Origin of the sequence: Streptomyces sp. NPDC088400, assembly GCF_044753355.1 — a bacterium.
In the GTDB taxonomy this organism is placed as follows: Bacteria; Actinomycetota; Actinomycetes; order Streptomycetales; family Streptomycetaceae; genus Streptomyces.
In genome coordinates this window covers 166156-185104 of record NZ_JBIVMZ010000011.1, presented here as the reverse complement: position 1 = coordinate 185104, position 18949 = coordinate 166156, and the positions used below count along the sequence as shown (strand labels likewise).

At 70.3% G+C, this 18949-nt stretch carries 8 protein-coding genes; 7 read left to right on the top strand and 1 reads right to left on the bottom strand.

Annotated features, from left to right (window positions below):
* The first annotated feature begins 109 nt into the window (after positions 1 to 109).
* On the top strand, positions 110 to 1189 hold the full coding sequence (locus ACIQD6_RS26295) for an NADH:flavin oxidoreductase/NADH oxidase (protein ID WP_401886502.1): 1080 nt from the start codon (positions 110 to 112) through the stop codon (positions 1187 to 1189).
* A 122-nt stretch (positions 1190 to 1311) separates the two neighbouring features.
* Here the strand turns inward: ACIQD6_RS26295 and ACIQD6_RS26290 are convergent, their stop codons facing one another.
* Positions 1312 to 1989 (bottom strand): uracil-DNA glycosylase, encoded by a 678-nt coding sequence (locus ACIQD6_RS26290; RefSeq protein ID WP_401886500.1) that lies wholly within the window; start codon positions 1987 to 1989, stop codon positions 1312 to 1314.
* Between the two features lie 287 nt (positions 1990 to 2276).
* On the opposite strand from ACIQD6_RS26290, the gene ACIQD6_RS26285 reads away from it, so the two are divergent.
* From ACIQD6_RS26285 to ACIQD6_RS26260, 6 genes are all read left to right on the top strand, one after another.
* Positions 2277 to 3290 (top strand): N-acetylglucosamine kinase, encoded by a 1014-nt coding sequence (locus tag ACIQD6_RS26285; RefSeq protein WP_401886499.1) that lies wholly within the window; start codon positions 2277 to 2279, stop codon positions 3288 to 3290.
* A 95-nt stretch (positions 3291 to 3385) separates the two neighbouring features.
* Positions 3386 to 4306 (top strand): sirohydrochlorin chelatase, encoded by a 921-nt coding sequence (locus tag ACIQD6_RS26280; protein WP_401886497.1) that lies wholly within the window; start codon positions 3386 to 3388, stop codon positions 4304 to 4306.
* Between the two features lie 503 nt (positions 4307 to 4809).
* Complete coding sequence (locus tag ACIQD6_RS26275) at positions 4810 to 5730, top strand: sterol desaturase family protein (RefSeq protein WP_401886495.1); 921 nt, start codon at positions 4810 to 4812, stop codon at positions 5728 to 5730.
* Between the two features lie 145 nt (positions 5731 to 5875).
* Complete coding sequence (locus ACIQD6_RS26270) at positions 5876 to 15517, top strand: amino acid adenylation domain-containing protein (protein WP_401886493.1); 9642 nt, start codon at positions 5876 to 5878, stop codon at positions 15515 to 15517.
* Positions 15507 to 17174 carry a phytoene desaturase family protein gene (locus ACIQD6_RS26265; protein ID WP_401886492.1) on the top strand — a complete coding sequence of 556 codons (1668 nt, stop codon included), beginning with the start codon at positions 15507 to 15509 and terminating at the stop codon, positions 17172 to 17174. Before ACIQD6_RS26270 ends, ACIQD6_RS26265 begins: the two co-directional genes overlap by 11 nt.
* A 61-nt stretch (positions 17175 to 17235) precedes the next feature.
* Positions 17236 to 18933, top strand: coding sequence for a phytoene desaturase family protein (locus ACIQD6_RS26260; protein ID WP_401886818.1), 1698 nt, complete (start codon positions 17236 to 17238; stop codon positions 18931 to 18933).
* Positions 18934 to 18949: the final 16 nt, after the last annotated feature.

Genomic DNA, 18949 nt, shown 5'->3' with positions numbered 1-18949 from the left:
TTCCCGTAGTTTGACATTCACCTTACTACGATGGGTATCGTACGACCCGTTGGCCGGCCTCACCCTCCGATGCGCCGGCCCGTCCGCCACGTTCTGAATGGAGTCCGCCGTGAGCGCGCTGTTCGAGCCGTACACCCTTCGGTCGCTGACCATCCCCAACCGGGTCTGGATGGCGCCCATGTGCCAGTACTCCGCGGCCGACACCGGACCTGACGTCGGCGCGCCGAACGACTGGCACTTCGCCCATCTCGCGGCTCGCGCGACCGGCGGCACCGGACTGATCCTCGTCGAGGCCACGGCCGTCAGCCCCGAGGGCCGGATCAGCCCCGCCGACCTCGGCATCTGGAACGACACCCAGGTCGAGGCCTTCCGCCGGATCACACGCTTCCTCGCCTCACAGGGCACCACATCAGGGGTCCAGTTGGGTCACGCGGGCCGCAAGGCCAGTACCGACCGCCCCTGGAAGGGTGGCGGCCCGGTCGGCCCCGAGGCCGACGGATGGGAGCCGCTGGCGCCCAGCCCGGTGCCGTTCGCGGACGGTCACCTGGTGCCCGCCGAGCTCACCGTGGAGCAGATCAAGGAGATCGTCGGACAGTTCGCGGCGGCGGCGAAGCGCGCGCGTGAGGCGGGCTTCGAGGTCGTCGAGGTGCACGGCGCGCACGGCTATCTGATCGGCGAGTTCCTCTCCCCGCACAGCAACCGGCGTACGGACTCCTACGGCGGCTCCTTCGAGAACCGCGCGAGGTTCGCCCTCGAGGTCGTGGACGCCGTACGCGCGCAGTGGCCCGACGAGCTGCCGGTCTTCTTCCGGATCTCCGCCACCGACTGGCTGGACGAGGACGGCTGGAACGCCGACGACACCGTCCGCCTCGCGGACGAACTGCTGGCCCACGGCGTGGACCTGCTCGACGTCTCCAGTGGCGGCAACGCCGCCGACGCACGGATCCCGGTCGGCCCCGGCTACCAGGTGCCCTTCGCTGCCCGGGTCAAGGCGGAGACGCGGCTGCCCGTGGCGGCCGTCGGTCTGATCACCGAGCCCGAGCAGGCCGAGAAGATCCTCGCCAACGGTGACGCGGACGCCGTACTGCTCGGCAGGGAACTGCTGCGTGACCCGTCCTGGGCCCGCCGCGCGGCCGGCGAGCTCGGCGGTACGGTGCACACTCCGCAGCAGTACCACCGGGCCGTCTGAGTCCGGACGCCCATGGCCCCACGCACCCTCGGCGGACAAACGCCGTACGGCGTGGGCGGGTTGACAGGCATGACGACGGGGGTGCGCGGACAACTACCGCGCGCCCCCGTGGAGTTGCACCTTTACGGCAGTCGCCAGTCCACCGGCTGGGCTCCCTGGCGGACCAGAAGGTCATTGACACGGCTGAACGGACGCGAGCCGAAGAAACCGCGGTCGGCCGACATGGGAGAGGGATGAGCCGACTCGACCGCCGGGAAGTCACCGAGGAATGGGCGCAGGTTACGGGCGTCACGCCCCCACAGCACGGACACCAACGGCTTGCCCCGCGCCGCCAGAGCACGGATGGCCTGCTCGGTCACCTCCTCCCAGCCCTTGCCGCGATGAGCCGCGGGTTTGCGGGGAGCCGTGGTCAACGCCCTGTTCAGCAACAGCACGCCCTGGCGCGTCCAAGGCGTCAGATCACCGTTGGAGGGCCGGGGCAGACCGAGATCCGCGTTCAGCTCCCGGAAGATGTTCTCCAGGCTGCCCGGCAAGGAACGCACGTCGGGCGCGACCGCGAAACTGTGCCCGATGGCCATTCCTGGAGTCGGGTAGGGATCCTGACCCACGATCAGGACCCGCACCTCGTCAAAGGGCTGTTGGAAAGCACGCAGGACATGCGCCCCGGCCGGCAGATAGGTCCGGCCGGCCGCGATCTCCGCACGCAGGAAGTCGCCCATCGCGGCGATACGCCCCGCCACGGGCCCCAGCGCGTCCGCCCACCCGGGCTCGACAAGTTCGTTCAACGGTAGTGCTGCCACAGCTCATCACCCTACCGGCGCACGAAGAGCGCTCCCCAATCCGGAACCCCGCATGGCGGCATGGTGTATGGCGGCCGGTCTCTCGCCCCGCACACAGGCACCCCCCACACGTACGGGCCGGGATACGCTGCCGAACGTCATTCCTCCTTCATCCTGGGGACGGTCCATGAGGTCACGCAGACACTCGCCGGAAGGCGGCGGTGCTCGTTGCCTCCAGTGATCAGGCCTTTCGGCTTCCTTCATCGGCACAGGTCGGCCGTCTCGCGCGAGAACGACCGGGTGCCGCGATGAAATGGGTACTCGGCGTGGACTCGGGTGGTTCGGGTCTGCGGTTCGCGCTCGGCTCGACGACTCCCCGCGAGACGGACGGACCGGGCGGCGTGGGCGGTCCGGGAGGGGTCACGGTCGTGGCCACCGCCGCATCGGCCGAGCCCGTACGCACCGGCCCGTCGGGCATCGACCCCGGGCACCTCCTCGCCCAGTTGCTCCCCGCCGTGGACACCCTGCTGGCACAGGCCGGAGCGGACACCGTATCTGCGGTCGCGGTCGGCGCGGCCGGGATGGCGACGCTCGGCGACGGGCTCCGCGCCGAGCTGCCCGGCGCGCTGGAGCGTTCCCTCGGCGTACGGCGCTCGGCCCTCGCCGCCGACGCGGTCACCGCGTACGCGGGGGCGCTCGGACAGCGTCCCGGTGCGGTCGTCGCGGCCGGTACGGGCATGATCGCGCTCGGCACCGATCTGACCAGCTGGCGTCGCGCCGACGGCTGGGGCCACCTGCTCGGAGACTGCGGTGGCGGTGCCTGGATCGGCCGCGCCGGCCTGGAGGCCGCCCTGCGCGCACACGACGGGCGGCGCGGGGGTTCACCCGCACTGCTGTCCAGGATGAGAGAGAGATTCGGGCCCGCCCCCGAGCTGCCGGGGCTGGTCTATCCACGCACCGACCGGCCAGCCGTACTCGCCTCGTTCGCACCGGAAGTGGCCCGTTGCGCGGCCGTCGATCCGGTCGCGGCGGAGATCCTCTCGGCGGCGGCCCGGCATGTCGCGGAGTCGGCGGCCGCGGTCTGCCCACCGTCCGGTCCGTGTGAAGTGGCCCTCACCGGGGGCCTGTTCAGGCTCGGCGCCCCGTTGCTCACCCCGCTGCGGGCCGAATTGGCAGGTCAGCTGCCGCATGCGACGACAGTCTCGGCGGCGGCCGATCCGGTGACCGGGGCGCTGATCATCGCGGGGGCGCTCGCCACGGATTCGCTGCGGCTACCGCACGATCCGCTCCTGTTGCACATCCCGGCACAACAGGACAGATGAGTAGAAAAATAGCTAAAGGATAAATAAGGACAGACGGCTCCCGACTGCACCCTCACCGAACAGCCACACCCATAAAACCAGTAGCATTCGACGCCATGAGCACCCCCACTGGGCCCGCATCCGGCCTGCCTGTACGAATGCCGCGACCCCGCCAGTCGGGACGCCACCGCCGCCCCGAACCGGTTGCGGCTCCCGAAGGTGCGCCCGCGCTTGTTCTCGCCGTTCCCGGCACCCCCTCGGCCGCCGTCCGTCGGCTGGTCGAGGAGACCGTCAGCATCGCCCGCTCCGAGCTGCCCGGCCTCAACGCCGGCATCGGCTTCCTCGACGGGGACGACGACGAGTACCCCACGCTCCAGAGCCTGCTGGCCGGGGTCGTGGCGCTGCGTACCGAGCGCTACGAGCTGGCGAAGGCCGCGGGCCGTGAGGTCAGCGAGCCCGAGGGGCCCGCCGCCGTCGTCGTACCGCTGCTCGCCGGCCCCGACAGTGACCTGATCACGCGGATAGGCGAGGCCGTCGCGGAGAGCGGCGCCGACGCGGAGCTGACCGATGTCCTCGGCCCGCACCCCCTGCTCGCGGAGGGGCTGCATGTGCGCCTGTCGGAGGCCGGTCTGGCCCGCGCCGACCGCGCCAGGCTGTTCACGGTCGCCACGGCCGCCGACGGGATCATCCTGGCCACGGTGGGTGGCGAGGAAGCGGTCCAGACAGCCGGGATCACCGGAATGCTGCTGGCCGCGCGCCTCGCCGTACCGGTGATGGCCGCCGCGCTCGACCAGCAGGGCTCGGTCGCCGCCATCGCCGAGCAACTGCGCGGATCCGGTTCGACGCAGCTCGCGCTCGCGCCGTATCTGGTCGGGCCCGAACTGCCCGAGGGCCTGCTGGAGTCGGCCCTCAAGGAGGCTGACTGCGCGGCCGCCGAGCCGCTCGGCGCGTACCCGGCGATCGGCAAACTGGTGCTGTCGAAGTACACGACCGCGCTGGGCATCACCCCGCAGCCGCAGGGGACGCCGACACACTGACGACACTCCGGCGATCCGCTGGCGGAGCGTGGACCACCGCGCGTACGGCATGCGGGTCAAGGGACAGATCAACGCACGGACAACACCACTGTGCACGGGACGACAGCACGCCCGCGCACCTGGAAAGGGCCCGCACCGGATCTCACCGGGGCGGGCCCTTCCGTGTCGGGCCGTCGCCCCGCCGCACGAGGCCGCGTACCTCAGCAGGAGGCGGGCCGCGCCGGGACCCGCACCGATTCCGAACCAGCCCTTGAACCCCGCCCCCCTGAGCCGCCTTTGGCGAAGTATGCGGGGGCGCTGACATGGGCGGGGTTGCGCCGGGGGGGGGCGCGCGAAACTTCACACGAGCCGTTGCGCCTCCGTGCGCCGGTCGGATCGAATTGCTCTGAGTGAGTGATCCACAGCATGCTGTTAACCAAGCTCTTGGGTGCGTGCCACGTGGGTGCATGGTGCGTGGCACGCCCAGAGAGCGCTCCCAGACGACTCGTCGGTGGAAGGCCCCTATGTTCACTTCGTCGACAGCCGACGGCGACCGCTCCCCATCAGGGCGCGGCGCACGGCGCACGGCGCGGGCGGTGCTGGCCCGGATCGCCCACCCCGTCCTGCTGCTCTCCGTCGTCACCGTCTTCGCCGCGTCCTTGCGGAACGGCTGGGAGCCCGACCGGGTCACGTTCGTCTTCCAGCTCTCGGTTCTCTGCTACCTCGTGGCGCTGGAGTGCCTGATCCCGTACGAGCGCGCCTGGCGGCCCGACCGACGCGAGTGGGGCTGGTACGGCGTGTACTACCTCCTCACAGCGGTGGCCGGGGCCCTGGGCCAGTCTCTGGTACTGGTCGCCGTGGGCGCCGTGGCCCGGCCCCACTCCGTGCTTCCGCTCTGGGCCGAGATACCCGTCGCCCTGCTGCTGGGGTCACTCGCCAGCTACGTGGTGCACCGGCTCGGGCACACCAATCGGTGGCTGTGGCGGCTGCACGGCGTGCACCATGTGCCCGAGAAGGTCAACGTCGCCAACAACGGTGTCAATCACGTCCTCGACGTCCTTCTCTCCCAGGGCTGTGTCCAACTGGCGCTGGCGATCGTCGGTTTCTCGGAATCCGCCGTCTTCGGAGTAGGGCTGTTCGTCGTCGCCCAGGGCTACTTCGTCCACGCCAACATCACCGTACGGCTCGGTCCGCTGAACCATGTCTTCGCGAGCCCGGAGCAGCACCGGCTGCATCACAGCACGGACTTGGCGGAGGCCGGGCACTACAGCTCCGATCTGTCCGTCTGGGACAGGGCGTTCGGCAGCTTCACCTGGCGGCCCGGACGCGAACCGGCCGCGGTCGGCCTGGTGAACCCGGATTCGTTTCCCGGCACCGGCGCCATCATCGCCACCCTGGTGCACCCCTTGCGCCGGTCCGTGAAGGCCGGCGAAACCGCCGGCTGACCCGACGACCACGCTCCACCTCACGTTTTACGCGCACCTCGGCCCCCGCACGGCCGTCGGGCTGGGGCCCGGGGCGCTCACGCTTGTCCTTCTTATGCCTTCTTATGTGCCTTTCTTGCCGATGACGCGACTCAAGGAACCGACCATGGCTGACTCGATCCGGACCACGCCTCCCGAGAAGATCGCGATCATCGGCATAGGCTGCCGTTTCCCCGGAGGCGCGAGCGACCACCGGACCTTCTGGCAGAACCTGCTCGACGGCAAGGACTGCATCACTCCGACACCGGCCGACCGATACGACGTGTCCACGCTGGGCAGCCGGGACAGAGCCAAGCCCGGCCGCCTGGTGGGCGGCCGGGGCGGCTACATCGACGGCTTCGACGAGTTCGACCCCGCCTTCTTCGGCATCAGTCCCCGTGAGGCCAGCCATATGGACCCCCAGCAGCGGAAGCTGCTGGAGGTGGCGTGGGAGGCACTGGAGGACGGCGGCCAGAAGCCGGCCGAGCTGGCGGGCAGCGATGTCGGTGTGTACATCGGCGCGTTCACCCTGGACTACAAGATCCTCCAGTTCGCCGACCTGCGGTTCGACACTCTGGGCGCGCACACGGCGACCGGCACGATGATGACGATGGTGTCGAACCGCATCTCGCACTGCTTCGACTTCCGCGGGCCGAGTGTCTCCCTCGACACCGCGTGCAGTTCGTCCCTGGTCGCCGTGCACCTCGCCTGCGAGAGCCTGCGCCGGCGCGAGAGCTCCCTCGCCCTCGCGGGCGGCACCCTGCTGCATCTCACCCCGCAGTACACGATCGCCGAGACCAAGGGCGGCTTCCTGTCCCCCGAGGGCCGGTCCCGTACGTTCGACGCCGACGCGGACGGCTATGTCCGCGCCGAAGGCGTCGGGGTCGTCACCCTGAAACGCCTCGCGGACGCCGTCCGGGACGGAGATCCGATCCATGCGGTGATCACCGCGAGCGGCGTCAACCAGGACGGCCGCACCAACGGCATCACCGTGCCCAGCGCCGACGCCCAGGTCACCCTGATCGAGCGGGTGTGCGCCGAGGCCGGCATCACACCGGGCAGCCTCCAGTACGTCGAGGCACACGGCACCTCCACCCCGGTCGGCGACCCCATCGAGGCCAACGCCCTCGGCCGGGCCCTCGCCGTAGGCCGCGAACCGGGCGCCGCCTGCTATGTCGGCTCGGTCAAGACCAATATCGGGCACACCGAGTCGGCCGCCGGAATCGCCGGACTCATCAAGACCGCCCTCAGCATCAAGCACGGCCTGATCCCCCCGCACATCAACCTGGAGCGGATCAACCCCGGGATCGACCTCGCCTCCTCGCCGTTCGACATTCCGACCCGGGTCACCCCGTGGCCCGCGCACGAAGGACCCGCGCGCGCGGGGGTCAACTCGTTCGGCTTCGGGGGCACCAACGCGCATGTTCTGCTGGAGGCGCCGCTCCCGTCGCCGACGGACGAACAGGCCGCGGCGGCCCCGGAGTCAGTGCCCCGCGCTCGCTACCGCGTCCTTCCGCTGAGCGCGCGCGACGCGTCCGGCCTGCCCGAGCTGGCCGAGGGGATCCGCCGGGAACTGGCCCAGCCGGCCGACCCGTTCACCGGGCAGCGGGCTCCGTCTGCCGACGACCTCGGCCACACCCTCGCGCACCGCCGTCAGCACCACGACGCCCGGCTGTCCGTGGTCTACAGCTCCCGTGACGACCTGGACGAGGCACTCGCCGCGTACGTCCGGGGTGAGACCCATCCCCGGGTGCTCCTCGACCGTCGTCGCGAGGACCAACAGCGCCATCCGGCCTGGGTGTTCACCGGAATGGGCCCCCAGTGGTGGGGCATGGGCCGTGAGCTGTTCGCCACGCAGCCCGTCTACCGAGAGGCGGTCGAGCGCTGCGACCGCGAGATCGCCGCCCTCACCGGCTGGTCCCTCGTCGAGGAGATGGACGCCGACGCGGCCGACTCGCGGATGGCCGAGACCTGGCTGGCCCAGCCCGCCAACTTCGCTGTGCAGACCGGCCTCGCCGCCCTGTGGCGCGCTCATGGCGTGCACCCCGCCGCCATCGTCGGTCACAGCACGGGAGAGATCGCCGCGTTCCACGAAGCGGGTGTCTACAGCCTGCGCGACGCGGTTCGGATCGTCGTGCACCGCAGCCGCCTCCAGCAACGGCTGGTGGGCACAGGCACGATGCTCGCCGTGGGCCTGCCCGAGGACGAGGCTGCGCAGCGCATCCGGCCGTACGGCGACCTGGTGTCCATCGCGGCCGTGAACAGTCCGACCGCGCTCACCCTCGCCGGCGACGAGGACGCCCTGGCCGCGTGTGCCGAAAGCCTGCGCGCCGAGCAGATCTTCGCCAAGTTCCTCACCGTCCGCGTGCCGTACCACAGCGCCCGCATGGATCTGATCAAGGACGAACTGCTCGTCAGTCTCGCCGACATCGAGCCCCGTCCTGCCCAGGTGCCGCTGTACCTGACCGCGCGGGAGGGACTGGCCGACGGCTCCGAACTCGACGCGGACTACTGGTGGAACAACATCCGGGACAGCGTCCGGTTCCGCGCGGCTGTCGAGCGTATGGCCGACGACGGCCACCGGGTCTTCCTGGAGATCGGCCCGCATCCGGTGCTGGCCCACTCGATCAAGGAGTGCCTGGCCGGCGGACCTGCCGACCGGGCCGAGGACGTGCTCACGCTGCCCTCGATCCGCCGGGAGGAGGACGAGGCGGCCCGGTTCACCACCTCGCTGGCCTCGCTCCACAACCTCGGCTTCGCCGTCGACTGGGACGTACTGCAGCCGGAGGGCCGGACCGTACCGCTGCCGCGCTATCCGTGGAAGCGCGACCGGTACTGGGCCGAACCCCACCCGGTGGCACAGGTCAGGCTCGGCCTGCTCGACCATCCGCTCCTCGGCCGCCGTCTGGCCACCGCGGAGCCCGCCTGGGAAGCGGAACTCGACGTCGAGAGGGCTCCCTACCTCGCCGACCACCGGATCCAGGGCCGGACGCTGTTCCCGGCCGCGGGGTACGTCGAGATGGCCGCCCAGGCGGTACGGGCCATGACCGGCGGCACCGAGATCGCGCTCGGCGACATCGAGCTCCGCAAGGCCTTGTTCCTTCCGAATAACGCGCCCCGCGCCGTACAGTTGTCGTTCTCCTCGCAGAACGCCGCCTTCACGATCGCGACGGGCGCCGGGGACACCGACGAGACGTCCGTCCACGCGTGCGGTGTCGTCCGCACCGCCCACCACCGTTCCGCGCGCACCACCCCGCTGGACGTCCAGTCGGTCAGGGCCCGCAGTGACCGGCACCTCGACGCCACCGCCTGTTACACGGCGTTGAGCGCCCACGGCTACCACTACGGTCCGGCCTTCCAGGGCATCGAGGGAGTGTGGACCGGACAGGGCGAGGCGCTGGCCCGGATCCGGCCGCCCGAGTGCGTCGGTGACGACGCGGCACGTCACCACGTCCACCCCGTCCTGCTCGACTCCTGCTTCCAGGCCCTGCTCACCGCCGGAATCCTCACCGGCGGGACCGACCCGGCCGGCCCGGGCTCAACGGCCGCGAGCGAGAAGGCGGGAGCGCCGGGCACCGGCATTCTGCTGCCGCTGTCCATCGCCGACGTACACACCACCTCGATCGGCGACCAGCCGCTGTGGGTCCACGCCACGGTCACCCGGCAGCGGGACGACGAACTCGTCGGCGACATCACCCTCTACGCGGACGACGGCCAACCGCTCGGCCGTGTCGGCGGGTTCCGGGCCGCCGACGTCGAGAAGGCGTCGGCCACCGTGGGACTCGGCACGATCGACAACTGGCTCACCGAGCTGACCTGGACCGAGGCGCCCCTCGAAGGGGCGCCGCCCGAAGCCGGGCAGGCCAACTCCGAGCAGGCAACGGCGGTGCCGGCCGCGACCGCTGCTCCCGCGACCGCGCCCGGCACCTGGCTGTTGTTCGCCGACGCGCCCGGCGGGGTCGCGGACACGCTGGCGGAGCTCGTGACGGCGCGCGGAGGGCGCTGCCATCTCGTACGCCCCGGCGATCGCTACGCGTTCCGCCACGACACCAACTCCTCGACCGTCGTGCCCGGCCACGCCGACGACCTGCGCGGGCTTCTGGCCGAACTGGCCGAAGGCACCGGGGGCGGCGGGTTCACCGGGGGCGGGGAAGGCGCGTGCGTCGGCACCGTCGTCCACCTGTGGAACCTCGACCTGCCGGCGCTGGACGACACCACGCGCCAGTGCCTCGACGAGCACAGCACCACCGGTGCGTACTCCCTCGTCGCCCTGGCCCAGGCTCTCCAGGACGACCCTCGCCAGACCGTCGCGCCGGCGGCCCTGCACATCGTCACCCGCGGTGCGCAGGCGGTGGATCCGGGTGACCAGGTCGAGCCGCTGGGCGCCCCCGCGTGGGGTATCGGCCGCGTCCTGCGCCATCAGGAACTGACCGGCCACGGCGGCAAACTGATCGACCTCGCTCCGGCCGGCGCGCAGGCCTCCGCCTCGGCCCGCCGAGCCGAGGCGGAGGCCCTGCTGCACGAGATCCTCTCCACCGCCACGGAAACGGGGCTGCCCGAGGACGAGATCGCGCTGCGCGACGGCCGTCGTCTCATCAGCCGTCTCACCCGGCCCGAGGGGCTCACCCGCCCCCTCCCGACACGGCTGCGCCCGGACGGCGCCTACCTCGTCACCGGCGCCTTCGGCTCCCTGGGCCGGCTCCTGTGCCGCTTCCTCGTCCAGCGCGGTGCCCGCCATCTCATCCTCGTCGGCCGCACTCCCCTGCCGGAGCGCGCCACCTGGCGCGACCTCGATCCCGACTCCCGGGCCGGCGGCAACGCGCGCTTCGTCAAGGAGCTGGAAGCCCTCGGCGCCCACCCGGTCCACGCCGCCGTGGACATCACCGACGAACAGGCCCTGGCCGCCTGGCTCGACGCGTACCGGGACCAGGACGCGCCGCCCGTACGGGGCGTGTTCCACCTCGCCGGGCATGTCCAGGACACACTCGTCCGGGACATGGACCGGACCGTCTTCGACTCCGTCCTCGCTCCCAAGGCGGCCGGCGCCTGGCTGCTCCACCGACTGCTGCGTGACGCGCCGCTCGACCACTTCGTCCTCTTCGCCTCGGTCGCCTCGCTGCTCACCACGACGGGCCAGACCAACTACGCGGCGGGGAACGCCTTCCTCGACGCGCTGGCGCACCACCGCCGCGCCCGTGGGCTGCCCGCGCTCAGCCTCGACTGGGGACCGTGGGCGACCGGCATGATCGAGGACCTCAATCTGGTCGAGCACTACCGCGTCAGCCGGGGCATGAGTTCCCTCGCGCCCAGCGCCGGCATGGCCGTCCTGGAACGCGTCATCGGCCAGGACCGCCCGCAACTGCTGATCGCGACGATCGTCGACTGGAAGGTCTTCCTCGCCTGGTACGCGTCCCCGCCCCCGCTCGTCACACACCTCGCCGCCGAGGCGGCCGCCGCCGGTGGCGCGTCGGCCGACGAACACAGCGATTTCCTCGATGTGTTCCGCACGGCGGACGAGGAGCGGCGCACCGAGCTCGTCGCCGAGCGCTTCACGGAGCTGGCGTCGACCGTACTGCGGGTGCGCACCGAGCAGATCGAACCGGCGAGCAGCCTCGGCTCGCTCGGCCTCGACTCTCTCCTCGCCATGGAGCTGCGCGCTCGTATCCACGCCGAGACCGGTGTCGCCCTGCCCGTCGTGGCGCTGCTCAGCGGCGCTCCCACTCATGAGCTCATCACCCAGCTCCACGGCGCCACGGCCGCGCTGGCCGCGGAGACGGCGGACGGGGCCCACGACGCCACGGCGGTCGAGATTCACGAGGACGCGTCCCGGCATCCCCTCACCCAGAACCAGAAAGCCCTCTGGTTCCTCAAGCAGCTCAACCCCGACGGCTTCGCCTACAACATCGGCGGCGCTGTCGAGGTGAGGGTCGCGCTCGAACCGGAGCTGATGTTCTCCGCCGTCCGCACACTCGTCGCCCGGCATCCCGTGCTGCGGGCCAACTTCACGCTGGAGGACGGGCAGCCGGTGCAGCGGGTCTCGGACAGCGGCGAGCCGGACGTGGCCCTGTTCGACGTCGAGGGCCGCGACTGGGACGACATCCACGAGATGATCGTCCGTGAGTACCGCAGGCCGTACGACCTCGAACACGACCCGCTGATCCGGTTCCGGCTCTTCAGGCGCGGACCGGACCGCTGGGTCATCATGAAGGCCGTCCACCACATCATCTCCGACGCGATCTCCACGTTCACCTTCATCGAGGAGCTCCTCGCCCTCTACGAGGGCATGCGCGCGGGCCGGACCGTCCAGCTACCGCCCGTACCGGCCCGGTACCTCGACTTCCTCAACCGGCAGAACCGGTTCCTGGCCTCGCCCGACGCCCGGCGCATGCTGGACTACTGGCGCGGCAGCCTGCCCGCCGAGGTCCCGGCCCTGGACCTGCCCACCGACAAGCCGCGGCCCGCGGTGCAGACCCACAACGGCGCGTCGGAGTTCTTCGTCCTCGACGCCGAACTCAGCGCCCGCGTCCACGCCCTGGCCCGCGAGCACGACGTGACGGTGTACATGGTGCTGCTCAGCGCCTACTACATCCTGCTGCACCGCTACTCGGGCCAGGACGACATCATCGTCGGCAGCCCGGTGACCGGCCGTACCGACGAGGAATTCGCCTCCGTCTACGGCTACTTCGTCAACCCCCTGCCGCTGCACGCCGATCTGTCCGGCGCCCCGTCCGTCGCCGCGCTGCTGGCCCAGGTCCGGCAGACCGTCCTCGGCGGGCTCGACAACCAGGAGTACCCGTTCGTCCTGCTCGTGGAGAAGCTGGGTCTCCAGCACGACCCGAGCCGGTCGGCGGTCTTCCAGGCGATGTTCATCCTGCTGGCCCACAAGGTGGCCACGCAGCAGTACGGATACCACCTGGACTACATCGAACTCCCCGAGGAGGAAGGGCAGTTCGACCTCACCCTGTCGGCGTACGAGGACGAGGCGGAGCGGCGCTTCCACTGCGTCCTGAAGTACAACACCGACCTCTTCGTGTCCGGGACCGTGCGCCGGATGGTCTCGCACTACGTCAACGTCCTGGAGTCGCTGACCCACGCCCCCGCCGACCTGCCGGTGCCCCGGCTGGACATGCTCGGTGCCGAGGAGCGCGACCTCATCCTGCGCGACCCGGCCGCCGTGGGCCGGCCCGTCCCGCACGATGTGCCGGTGCACCGGCTGATCTCCGAGGCCGCCGGCCGCAGTCCGGACACCATCGCGCTTTCTGTCCCGTCCGAGGTGGGCGGGGTGCGCCGGATGACGTACGGCGATCTGGAACACCGTGCCCGGCTTCTGGCGGGCAGGCTGCGCGAGCGGGGTGTGGGGGGCGGGGACGTCGTCGCCGTCTGCCTCACCAAGTCGCCCGAACTGATCGTCGCGCTCCTCGCGGTCCTCAAGACCGGAGCCGCCTATCTGCCGCTCGACCCCGGCCATCCCGTCGACCGGCTCGCGTTCATGACGCACAACGCGGGAGCGGCCCTGACCATCGCCGACGCGTCGGGGAGGGAGCGGCTGACGGCCCTGAACACCAACATCCTGACCGATGTCCTGGACGGTGTCCTCACCGCGGACGACCCCATGGCGCCGGAGACCGACGGCAGCGGCGACGACAGTGACGCCGCCTTCGACATGGACGCGCCCGCCTATGTCATCCACACCTCCGGATCGACGGGCCGTCCCAAAGCCGTGCGGGTCAGCCACCGCGCTCTCGCCGCCGTATACGGCGCCTGGCGCGCGGAGTACGGTCTCGACACGGAGCCGGGTGTCCACCTTCAGATGGCCGGCGTCTCGTTCGACGTGTTCACCGGCGACCTCGTCCGCGCCCTGTGCTCGGGCGGCCGACTGGTCTTGATCGGCCGCGATCTGCTGCTCAACACGGCACGGCTCCACAGCACGATGACGGCCGAGGGCGTCGACTGCGCCGAATTCGTGCCCGCCGTCGCCCGCGCCCTGATGTCCCACTGCGAACTGGGCGGTCACCGGCTGGACTTCATGCGGCTGCTGATCGTCGGCTCCGACACCTGGAAGGTCGCGGAGTACGAGCGGCTGCGCCATCTGTGCGGCCCGGACACCCGTGTCATCAATTCGTACGGCCTGACCGAGGCGGCCGTCGACAGCGCCTGCTTCGAGGGTCCCGCCGACGATCTCGATCCCCATCAGACGGTCCCGATCGGCTTCCCCCTCCCGAACTGCTCGCTGCATATCCTCGACGCCCACGGCGAACTCGTACCGCCCGGCGTCGTCGGCGAGCTCTGGGCCGGCGGCGCGGGCGTCGCGCTCGGCTACGCGGGCGACCCCGAGCAGACCGCCCGCCGCTTCATGTCCCTGACTCTGGGCCGGGGTCCGGGCGCCGCGCCCGAGCGGCTGTACCGCACCGGCGATCTGGCCCGCCGGGACTCGCGGGGCAGGCTGCATCTCCTCGGCCGTGCCGATGCCCAGATCAAGGTGCGCGGCCATCGCATCGAACCCGGCGAGATCGAATCCCTGCTGATGTCGCGGCCCGGCCTCACCCAGGCCTTCGTCACGGTCCGTACCGATGCCCGGGGCGACGCCGTGCTGTGCGCCTACTGCGTCCCGGCCGCCGGGACAACGCTTGACCCGCGCGCGTTGCACCGCCATCTCGCGGCCCAGCTCCCCACGTACCTCATCCCGACGCATTTCACCGCGCTCGACGCCCTGCCGGTGACCTCGAACGGAAAGGTCGACGTCGCCGCGCTGCCGGAGCCCCGGGCCCAGTCGACCGAGGAGGTCCATGAACCACCGGTCACGCTCTACGAACAGCGCATGGCCGCCCACTGGCAGGCGCTGCTCGGCCTGGAACGCGTGGGCCTGCGCGGTGACTTCTTCGAGTCCGGCGGCAGCTCCATCAAACTGATCGAGCTGATCCACCGCCTCCAGGCCGAGTTCAGTGTCGACATCCCGGTCGGCCTGCTCTTCAAGGTCACCACGCTGCACGGCATGGCCGGCACGGTCGAGGACATCATCAGCGGCAAGATCTCCGGCAGTCGGCCCTACCTGACGTTCAACGGCGAGCAGGGGCCCACCTTGTTCTGCTTCCCGCCGGCCGGCGGGCACGGGCTGGTCTACCGCCGGTTCGCCGCCCACCTGCCGAGTTACGAACTGGTCGCCTTCAACCACCTCGACGGCGACAAAGTGATCCGCTACGCCGACCTCGTCGAGACGCTCCGGCCCGACGGTCCCTGCCTTCTTCTCGGCTACTCCCTCGGCGGCAACCTCGCCTTCGAGGTCGCCAAGGAGCTCGAAGCACGCGGCCGCGAGGTCCCCCATGTGGTGATCATGGACTCGTACCGCATCCTGGAGGCCCATACCCTCGCCGACGAGCACATCGAGGCGTTCGAGCACGAACTGCGCGGCCATCTGCGCCGCCACACCGGCTCCGAGAGCGTCGCCTCCGAGACCCTCGCACAGGCCAGGGAGTACCTGGACTACTGCGGCCGCACCCCCAACGTGGGCACGGTGGCCGGCACCGTCAGCGTGATCTCCGACGAGCGGAAGGCGGCCTTCTACGCGGCGGGACAGCGGGGCACCTGGCACGGCAGCTCGACCGGCCGTACCGAACTGCTCCGTGGTTTCGGCACCCACGCCGAGATGCTGGACGACAAGTACCTCGCACAGAACGCCAAGCTCGCCCTCGCGGCCCTCGAAGGCCTCACCGAGATCGACGGCATCACCGGCCTCACCGGCCTTCCCGGAGGCGAGACACATGTCGCGTAACACCCGGACCGTATGGCACGCCCGCGACCGGGCCCCGGGCGACAAGCCCCGTGTCATCGTCATCGGCGCCGGCATCGGCGGTCTGTCCACCGGCTGCTACGCCCAGATGAGCGGCGCCGAGACCCGTATCTTCGAACGGCATGTCCTGCCCGGAGGGTGCTGTACGGCATGGTCCCGCCAGGACTATGTCTTCGACTACTGCATCGAGTGGCTCACCGGCACCGGCCGGGGCAATGACGCCAGCCGAGTATGGCGGGAACTGGGCGCGCTCGACGGCAAGACCATCGCGAACTTCGAGATGTTCAACACCGTCACCGACGAGAACGGCCGCTCGGTCACCTTCTACAACGATCCCGACCGGCTGGAGCGGCACCTGCTGGAGATCTCGCCCGCCGACGCGCGGCCGATCCGTGCCTTCTGCCGCGACCTGAGGCGGTTCATCGACACCAACCTCTATCCGTTCCTCACGCCGCCGCCCCTGCAGACGCCGCGGGAGAAACTGGCGATGCTGCGCGCGATTCTGCCGGACTTCGTGCTCTTCTGGCGTACGGCGGCGACCCGCATGGAGCGTTTCTGCGGGCGGTTCCAGGACCCGCTGCTGCGCCGGGCGTTCCCGTTCATCTTCTTCCAGGACCACGAGGTCTTCCCGCTGCTGCCCTACCTGTTCAACATGGCCAGCGCCCACCACCTCAACGCCGGTTTCCCCCAGGGCGGTTCACTGGGGCTGGCCCGGTCGGTCGAGGACCGCTACACCTCGCTGGGCGGGCAGGTCGACTACCGCGCGCGGGTGGAGCGCGTCCTGGTCGAGAACGACCGCGCGGTCGGTGTGGAACTGCGCGGAGGGGAACGGCACTTCGCCGACCACATCGTCTCCGCCTGCGACGGCCCGACCACGATCAACGGTCTGCTCGACGGCCGGTACACCAGCCCCAAGATCGACACACTCTTCAAGGAGATGGTGAACCGTCCGGAGCTTCTCTATCCCGGGGTCGTCTCGGCCTTCGTCGGTATGAAAGGCGAGTTGGACCCCGGGGAGCGGCACAGCACCACCTATCTGCTGTCCGAGGAGGACAACGCCGCGCTGCCGCATGTGCTCCAGAAGAGCCTCGTCGTGCAGTTGCGTTCCCGCTACTCGGACGGCTTCGCCCCGGCCGGCAAGTCGGTCATCCACTGCACGTACTTCAGCGACTACGCCTACTGGAAGGAGTTGCGGCGTACCGACCGCAAGGCGTACTGGGCACGCAAGCAGGACGTCGCCGATTTCGTCCGCACCTTCCTGGAGCGCCGTTACCCCGGTATCGGCGAGGCCATCGAGGTCATCGACGTGGCCTCGCCCGCGACCACCGAGCGGTACACCGGTGTCCAGGGCGGCAGCATCCTCGGCTGGAAGTCGTTCACCGACGCCGACGACGTGATCACCGGACTGATCAACAAGGACCGGATGCGGCTCCCGGGTCTGGACGGCTTCTCCATGGCCGGACAGTGGTTCGGCGGCGGCAGCCTGATCCGCACCGCCGCGAGCGGGCGGTTCGTCACGCAGTACATCTGCCAGGAACTGGGCCTCGAATTCCGCGCGTGGGAGAGCGGCGGAACCGAACCCTGGCATCCCGGAAAACTGGGCCGGCTGCCGCAGCTCGAACAGCGCAGGGTCCGGTGACCACATCATGAAGGCCCGAGGAGATCACACCATGCCGGCTGCCAAGCCCCGCAGAGAATCCATGATCATCATCGGTGGGGGCCTGGGCGGCCTGTCCACCGGCAGCTACGCGCAGATGAACGGCTACCGCAGCCAGGTCTTCGAGATGCACGACATCCCCGGCGGCTGCTGCACCGGCTGGGGCCGGGGCGATTTCACCTTCGACTGCTGCATCAGCTGGCTGCTCGGCAACGGCCCCGGCAACGAGATGCACCAGATCTGGCTCGAACTGGGCGCGCTCCAGGGCAAGGAGATGCGCCATTTCGATGTCTTCAACATCGTGCGCGGACAGGACGGCCGGACCGTCTATTTCTACTGCGACCCGGACCGGCTCGAAGCCCATCTGCTGTCCCTCTCACCGGCCGACGCCCGCCCTATCCGCGCCTTCTGTTCCGGCCTGCGCAAGTTCCGCGCCTGCCTCCCGGCGTATCCCTTCCTCAAACCCGTTCCGCTGATGAGCCGCCGGGAGCGCTGGCGCATGCTGGCCGGCTTCGTCCCGTACTTCAATCTCTTCCGTACGTCGATGTCGACACTGATGACGGAGTACTCGGCGCGTTTCAAGGATCCGCTGCTGGTCGAGGCGTTCAACTACATCCTGTACGAGAAGCATCCCGCGTTCCCCGTCCTGCCGTTCTACTTCCAGATGGCGGCGCAGGCCAACCTCTCGGCCGGGGTGCCGGAAGGCGGGTCGCTCGGCCTCGCCCGCTCCATCGCGGACCGGTACGAACGGCTCGGCGGCGAGATCACGTACAACGCCAAGGTCGAGAAGATCCTGGTCGAGAACGACCGCGCGGTGGGCGTGCGGCTCTCGGACGGGCGTGAATACCACGCCGACATCGTCGTCTCGGCCTGCGACGGCCCCACCACCCTGATGAAGTTCCTCGACGGCCGCTATATGGACGACGACTGGCGGCAGCTCTTCGAGGAGACCATCAAGGAGCCGGGAATGGTGTTCCCCGGCTATGTCAGCCTGTTCCTCGGCCTGCGGCGGCCGTTCCCCGAGGGCGAGCCGACCACCACGCACCTTCTGGACGAGGCCACGGCCTCCCGGCTGACCGGCATGCGCCATCCGAGTCTCAACGTCCAGTTCCGCAGCCGGTATTACCCCGAGCTGTCACCGGACGACACGACGGTCATCTATGCCACCTATTTCTCCGACACGGAGCCGTGGCGCGAACTGAGCGAGGGCCCCGAGCAGTTCAGCCGTTTCCGCCGGGGCGAGGAGCTGCACACGCTTCCCGTACGGCGCGGTCGCGCCTACTCCGTGGCCAAGCGCCGGGTGCGGGACACGATCGTCGCCTTCCTGGACGAGCGCTACCCGGGTCTGAAGGACTCCATCGCCGTACGGGACACCTGCACGCCCCTCACGCAGATCCGCTACACCGGAAACTACGAGGGCACCTTCCTCGGCTGGCAGCCCTTCGTCGAGAGCGGCGAGACGATGGAGGAGCTCGTCAAGAAGAACGGCCCGGTTCTGCCCGGTCTGTCGAACTTCTACCTCTCCGGTGTGTGGGCCACCACCGGCGGCCTCATCAGGGCGGCGGGCGCCGGACGGCAGGTGATGCAGTTCATCTGCCGGGACGACGGCCGCGATTTCACCGCCTCGGTCGACGACACGGCGCCCCCGCCGACCCATGTCCTCGTGCCCGTGGGCCCGCAGTCCGTCCCGCGCGGCCGGGAGGAGCTGTACGTCCCGGAGCACGCGCGCCTCCTCCGCTGACCACTGCCGACGATCG